We start from the raw sequence: 6,000 nt of genomic DNA, 5'->3' as shown, positions 1-6,000 counted from the left end.
TGACCAACCCACGGGGTGGGCGGCACGGTCGATTCAACCAATCAAAATAATTGGTATCAATAAACTTGGCACACTATTGAGTTCTCAAACAACAGACGCAATCCGAAAATACTCGGGAAAACAATGTTTTCCTTTTCTTCTTCGCTGCAAGGTTTTCCATCTTATTCCATTCCGGCGTTTTCCGCAATTCCGGTTTTTCCTTTCGGAAGACCTGGAAAGCGTTGAAACCGCCGTTCCGGCCCCAGCATCCATCACGGTCTTATCCGCCGGCCACCCGAAGGGCGCGCAACGGTTCAACCTAAGATTTTTGTTGGGGTTGGCCGCCATGCTTCGGGCGCTTATTTCAGCGTCCCGGCTGCGGCGACTCATTCAACTTTACACACGCCCGGCAGTTCTGGCAAACCGCCCGGACGTGACCTGCCGCACTGCATTTTCCAGCTCCTGCAGTACCGGCCGACGTATCCATTTAAGGGCGTTCACCGCCTCATGCGCAAGCCCGTCCCCAGTGGTCTGCGGCACGTGCGGCTACTCTCCCCGAAGGTAAGCCAACTGCGCGGAGACCGACAGCTGCGCGGCAGCGCGGACGTTGGCCGGCACGTCGGAATACACCATGTCCGCCACCTCTGCCGCTCCTGCTTCCGTCCCGAGAGAGGTAAGTGCCGCACGGATCTGCTCCAGCCGCTCTTCCCTGTGGTCCCGGTAGGTAAGCACCAGTGAACTCAGGTCCGGCTGGACAGGTCCGTGGCCCGGCAGCACCGTGGCCGGGCCCAGGTCGGACAGTGTCTCCAGCGTCCTCAGGTAGTCCCCCAGCGTACCGTCCGGGTAGTCCAGCACCGTGGTCCCCCGCCCAAGGATGGTGTCACCGGTAAGGACGGAACCGCCGGCGCCGTCGTCCGGGAGGAAAAAACAGACGGAATCCGAGGTGTGGCCCGGTGCCGGGATCACACGAATCTCCACGCCTGCAGCCTGGATCACCTCATTGGCGCTCAGCGGGGCACCGTCCACGCAGAAGTCCGGGTCAAAGGCCCGCACCGGGGCGCCGGTCAGTTCGGCGAACCGGCGGCTTGCCTCAGTATGGTCTGCGTGCCGGTGCGTGATGAGCACCAGCTCCACCGTTCCCGCCGCTGCCAGGGCCTGAAGGTGTCCTTCATCCAGCGGTCCCGGATCCACCACCACCGTACTTCCGGAGCCCGGACCGGCCAGGACATAGCTGTTGGTGCCGTCCAGGGACATCGGCCCGGGGTTGGGCGCAAGCCGGACCCGGGTCAGGTCGCTGCTGCGAACCAAACCGGACTCCGAAAGCGAGGGGATGGACATAGGTGCCTAGGCCAGGCGGGTCAGCCAGCCGTGGGTGTCTTCCACGGTGCCGGTCTGGATACCGAGCAGCTGCTCACGGATGGACATGGTGACTTCTCCGGGCTTCGCGTCGGCGGATCCGATGACCTCGGTCTCGGACTTCAGCTGGCCCACCGGGGTGATGACCGCTGCCGTACCGCAGGCGAAGACCTCGGAGATCTCGCCTGAAGCCACGCCGTCGCGCCACTCATCCAGCGTGATCTTGCGTTCCTGCACGTCCATCCCGCGGTCCCGTCCCAGCTGCAGCACGGAGGAGCGGGTGATGCCGTGCAGGATGGTGCCCGACAGGGAAGGGGTGACCAGGCGTCCGTCCTTGAAGACGAAGAAGACGTTCATGCCGCCCAGTTCCTCCACGGCGTTGTCATTGAACTCATCGAGGAAGAGCACCTGCTTGCAGCCGTTGGCCTCGCCTTCCATTTGGGCGATGAGCGACGCCGCGTAGTTGCCGCCGCACTTGGCCTCCCCGGTGCCGCCGCGGCCTGCGCGGGCGTACTTGGTGGAGAGCCAGATGGACACCGGCTTCAGCTCGCCGCCGAAGTAGTTGCCGGCCGGAGAGGCGATGACGCGGTAGGACACCTCACGGGCCGGCCGGACACCCAGGAAGGCTTCGGTGGCGATCATGAACGGACGCAGGTACAGGGCGGCACCGTCACCGTCCGGGATCCAGTCCTTATCCAGGGCCACGAGCCGGCGGAGGGAATCCAGGAACAGTTCCTCGGGAAGCTCCGGCAGTGCCAGACGGCGGGCGGAGAGGTTGAGCCGGGCGGAGTTGGCCTCGGGGCGGAAGGTGACCACGGAGCCGTCGGCGTGACGGTAGGCCTTCAGTCCTTCGAAGATTTCCTGGCCGTAGTGCAGGACGCCGGCAGCGGGGTCGATGGAGATGGGGCCGTACGGCTCAATGCGGGCATTCTGCCACTGCGCTTCGCCGGACTCCCCCGCCTTCCAATCAATCACGGCGGTGTGATCGGTGAAGTAGTCGCCGAATCCGGGGTTCGCCAGGATGGTTGCCCGCTCGACGGCGGACTTCGGGTTGGTGGAAAGCTCCTGGCTGAATTCCAGTGCGCTGACGGTCATGATTCCTCCACGGTGAACGGCAAAAACCCGTTCTACGACTACTTGTTTGTTAGGTACAGAGCTTATGACACGGCAGCGGCAATGGCATCGCCGATTTCCGCGGTGGACCGGCGCTGATCCGTGCGCGCAGCGATATCCGCGGCTACGGCCTCCTCCACCCGGGACGCCTCCGGCTCAAAGCCCAGGTGGCGCAGCATCAGGGCTGCCGAAAGGATCGCCGCGGTGGGATCGGCCTTCTGCTGCCGCGCGATATCGGGGGCGGAGCCGTGCACCGGCTCGAACATGGACGGGTACGTGCGGTCCATGTTGAGGTTGCCTGAGGCGGCCAGACCGATGCCGCCGGTGATGGCCGCAGCCAGATCGGTGATGATATCCCCGAACAGGTTGTCCGTGACAATCACGTCGAAGCGTGAGGGATCACTCACCATAAAGATGGTGGCCGCGTCCACGTGCAGGTAGTCGTGGGTGACCTCGGGGAACTCCTCGGCAACCTTTTCCACGGTGCGCTTCCACAGGCGGCCCGCGTTCACCAGCACGTTGTGCTTGTGGACCAGGGTCAGCTTGCGCCGGGGCCGGGCGGCGGCGCGCCGGAACGCATCGCGGACCACGCGCTCGACGCCGTGCGCGGTGTTCAGGGAAACCTCGGTGGCAATCTCCTGCGGGGTCCCTTCCCGCAACACTCCCCCGTTGCCGGCGTAGGGACCCTCCGTCCCTTCCCGCACCACAATAAAATCGACGGAACCCGGGGCGGCCAACGGGCTGGCCACGCCGGGATACAACACGGCCGGCCGCAGGTTCACGTAATGGTCCAGGCTGAACCGCAGCTTCAGCAGCAACTCCCGCTCGATGAGCCCGGACGGCATGCTCTTGTCCCCCGGGGCGGCGCCCACTGCGCCAAACAGGATGGCATCGTGCGTCTTGATTACCTCGAGCGTGGCGTCCGGCAGGGTCTCGCCGGTCCGCAGCCAGTGCTCGGCACCAAGCTCATACTCCGTGAGCTCGAAGCTGACCGGGCTGGCGGCGGTGGCCTTTTCCAGGACCTTCACGGCTTCGGCGGTGACTTCCGGGCCGATGCCGTCACCGGGAATGACTGCCAGGGAAATAACTGAGGGCTGTTCTTCGCTCATACGGCCCATCTTAGGAACAGGGTCCGCATACTGAACAAGTCATCTCACATGCTGGTCATTTACGCGGAGAGTCCACCCCAGGTATGACGCGCAGCGCCGCTGGGAGCCCTAGAGTTGGTAATCATGCTTGTGCACCGACGTATCTATGCCTGGCTCCAGGCGAACCCCGGAAAAGTGAACCTCTGGCAGGCCATAGCCGCCACGCTCATCTTCGCCGGCCCTTTCCTGGTAACGCGGGGAGGACAGTACGTCGAGTTCTTCCTGTCCGCGGTCATCTGCATGAGCCTGGCCTGGCGCCGCAGCCGCCCGGTTCCCGCGGCCGCAGCCCAGGCCGCCGCCTGCGTCCTGCAGCTGTTCCTCGTACCGGTCACCGCACTGCCGGCGGACATCTTTGTGTACGTCACTGTGTATTCCCTGGCCGCCTTCGCACCACGATGGGCCAGTGTTGGCGGTTTCTCACTCGCCTCGGTCGGCGGGGTCCTCTTCGTGGCGCAGTACGCGGTTCTACCGTATATGGATTCCGGATATGCGCTGCAGATCGCATTGGTGCAAGGCGTGCCCGTGTGGATCGCCCTGGAAGCAGTGCTGCTGGCGACCTGGACGTTCGGTGACCTGACCCGCACCCGGCGCCTAGCCGTCCAGGCGCTCGAGGACCGGGCACACCGGCTCGAAGTTGAACGGCAACAGGAACGGGATCTGGCCGCCGCCGACGAACGGAGCCACATTGCCCGGGAAATGCATGACATTGTGGCGCACTCGCTGTCCGTGATCATCACCCAGGCCGACGGCGCGCGGTATGCGAGCGCCGAGGATCCGGAAGTAGCACCGAAGACGCTCGGAGTGATTGCAGAGACCGGCCGGGGCTCGCTGCGGGAGATGCGCCGCCTGCTGGGCGTCCTCCGCGGCGACGAAGCGGCCTCCACCCGCCCCCTGCCCACCCTGGCAGATGTTGACGCGCTGGTGGACTCGGTCCGGCGGGGCGGCGTGGATGTTGCGGTCCAGGCCCAGGGAACTCCCCGCCGCCCGCTTCCGCAGGGTGCGGAGCTCAGCGCCTACCGGGTCATCCAGGAATCCCTGACCAACGTCCTCAAGCACGCCGGACCGCGTGCCAGCGCAGAAGTGGCGTTGCAGTGGTCGGCCAAGGGCCTGGCCATCACCGTCCGTGACGACGGGCACGGCGCCGCGGCCGGGCTCTCCACGGACGGCAAGGGCCAGGGCATCACCGGAATGAGTGAACGCCTTGCCCTCTACGATGGAACCCTGGACGCAGCCCCCACGGCCGGCGGAGGTTTCCGCGTCGAAGCATTCATTCCCTATACGGAAGCGTAGGCACGTGCCCCATTCCCCCTGGACCCCCGGGTCCGATTCCGCAGTACCCCCTGCCGATCCCATCCGGGTTGTGCTGGTGGATGACCAGCAGTTGGTCCGGGGCGGTTTCCGGATGCTGATCAACTCCCAGCCGGACCTCGACGTCGTGGCCGAGGCAGGCAACGGCGGCGAAGCCCTCGCTGCGCTGGCCGCGGTACGGGCCGACGTCGTCCTGATGGATGTCCGGATGCCCGGCATGGACGGCATAGAGGCTACTGAGAAGCTGCTGGCGGCCGGCCCCGGCGGAGTACGCAACGAGGACCTGAAAGTGGTGGTGCTGACCACCTTCGACCTGGACGAATACGCCCTCTCCGCCATCCAGGCCGGTGCCAGCGGCTTCCTGCTCAAGGACGCCCCGCCGGAGGAGCTGCTGGAGGCCATCCGTACGGTGCACCGCGGCGATGCCGTCATTGCCCCTTCCACCACCCGGCGCCTTCTGGACCATGTAGCTCCCCTGCTGCGCACCGCCGGCACCCCGGGCAGCCCGCACGCCGCTGCCGTCGCTTCGCTGACCCCGAGGGAACTCGAAGTGTTCACGCTGATTGCGCAGGGCCTCTCCAATCCGGAGATCGCCGGCCGATTGTTCCTCTCCGAAGCCACGGTCAAGACCCATGTGGGCCACATCCTGGCCAAACTGGACGCGCGTGACCGGGTGCATGCCGTAGTGATTGCCTACGCGACCGGGATTGTCGCACCCTAGGGTAATCGGGAGGGCACATGGCCACAGTCGAGGATGTCCGGGCTGTATGCCGCTCCCTGCCCGGCGTCACGGAACGCCTCAGCTGGAAGCAGCCGGCGTGGTTTGCCCGCAGCCTGATGGCCCGGATGTGGGACGGGGACACTCTTACCGTCAAAACCACGGAACGGGACGCACTGGCGGCCCTCGACCCGGATGTGTACTTCTGGACGCCGCACCACAACAACTCTCCCCTGCTGGTCCTCATGCGCCTGTCCCACGTGCCGCGGAATGAACTCGCCGAAATGCTCCGAGAGTCCTACCGGCTGGCCGGCCCGCTTCCACCCACGGTATGAGACCCCCCGGTGAGGGACAGTACTCCCGCCCGATGTGGCAGGT

At 65.4% G+C, this 6,000-nt stretch carries 6 protein-coding genes; 3 read left to right on the top strand and 3 right to left on the bottom strand.

Translation table 11 applies throughout. The features are described from left to right. Nucleotides 1–525: 525 nt before the first annotated feature. From AC5RUF_RS07475 to AC5RUF_RS07465, 3 genes are all read right to left on the bottom strand, one after another. Nucleotides 526–1,317, bottom strand: a complete 792-nt coding sequence (locus AC5RUF_RS07475; RefSeq protein WP_493997716.1) for an MBL fold metallo-hydrolase — start codon at nucleotides 1,315–1,317, stop codon at nucleotides 526–528. A gap of 6 nt (nucleotides 1,318–1,323) precedes the next feature. After that, nucleotides 1,324–2,430: a branched-chain amino acid aminotransferase gene (locus tag AC5RUF_RS07470; RefSeq protein WP_493997717.1), complete on the bottom strand. Its 1,107-nt coding sequence runs from the start codon at nucleotides 2,428–2,430 to the stop codon at nucleotides 1,324–1,326. A gap of 62 nt (nucleotides 2,431–2,492) precedes the next feature. Beyond that, nucleotides 2,493–3,557 (bottom strand): 3-isopropylmalate dehydrogenase, encoded by a 1,065-nt coding sequence (locus AC5RUF_RS07465; protein ID WP_494130155.1) that lies wholly within the window; start codon nucleotides 3,555–3,557, stop codon nucleotides 2,493–2,495. Nucleotides 3,558–3,680: 123 nt separating this feature from the next. Between AC5RUF_RS07465 and AC5RUF_RS07460 the strand changes: the two genes are divergently transcribed. The 3 genes from AC5RUF_RS07460 to AC5RUF_RS07450 are packed head-to-tail and all read left to right on the top strand — an operon-like array spanning nucleotide 3,681 to nucleotide 5,957. Continuing rightward, a complete protein-coding gene (locus AC5RUF_RS07460; protein ID WP_494130154.1) occupies nucleotides 3,681–4,886 on the top strand; it encodes a sensor histidine kinase in 1,206 nt (401 codons plus the stop codon). Nucleotides 4,887–4,890: 4 nt separating this feature from the next. Continuing rightward, on the top strand, nucleotides 4,891–5,625 hold the full coding sequence (locus AC5RUF_RS07455; RefSeq protein ID WP_493998030.1) for a response regulator: 735 nt from the start codon (nucleotides 4,891–4,893) through the stop codon (nucleotides 5,623–5,625). 17 nt (nucleotides 5,626–5,642) lie between these two features. After that, nucleotides 5,643–5,957, top strand: coding sequence for an MmcQ/YjbR family DNA-binding protein (locus AC5RUF_RS07450; RefSeq protein WP_493998029.1), 315 nt, complete (start codon nucleotides 5,643–5,645; stop codon nucleotides 5,955–5,957). The last annotated feature ends 43 nt before the right edge of the window (nucleotides 5,958–6,000 follow it).

The organism is Arthrobacter sp. Y3224198 (assembly GCF_059090025.1).
Note: the sequence above shows the minus strand (reverse complement) of the source record. Positions and strands in the feature narration are given on the sequence as shown.

Bases quoted from the DNA above. Each gene is read 5' to 3' on its own strand.
- AC5RUF_RS07460 (WP_494130154.1), top strand. From the start codon at position 3,681: ATGCTTGTGCACCGACGTATCTATGCCTGGCTCCAGGCGAACCCCGGA.
- AC5RUF_RS07450 (WP_493998029.1), top strand. From the start codon at position 5,643: ATGGCCACAGTCGAGGATGTCCGGGCTGTATGCCGCTCCCTGCCCGGC.
- AC5RUF_RS07465 (WP_494130155.1), bottom strand. From the start codon at position 3,557: ATGAGCGAAGAACAGCCCTCAGTTATTTCCCTGGCAGTCATTCCCGGT.
- AC5RUF_RS07470 (WP_493997717.1), bottom strand. From the start codon at position 2,430: ATGACCGTCAGCGCACTGGAATTCAGCCAGGAGCTTTCCACCAACCCG.
- AC5RUF_RS07475 (WP_493997716.1), bottom strand. From the start codon at position 1,317: ATGTCCATCCCCTCGCTTTCGGAGTCCGGTTTGGTTCGCAGCAGCGAC.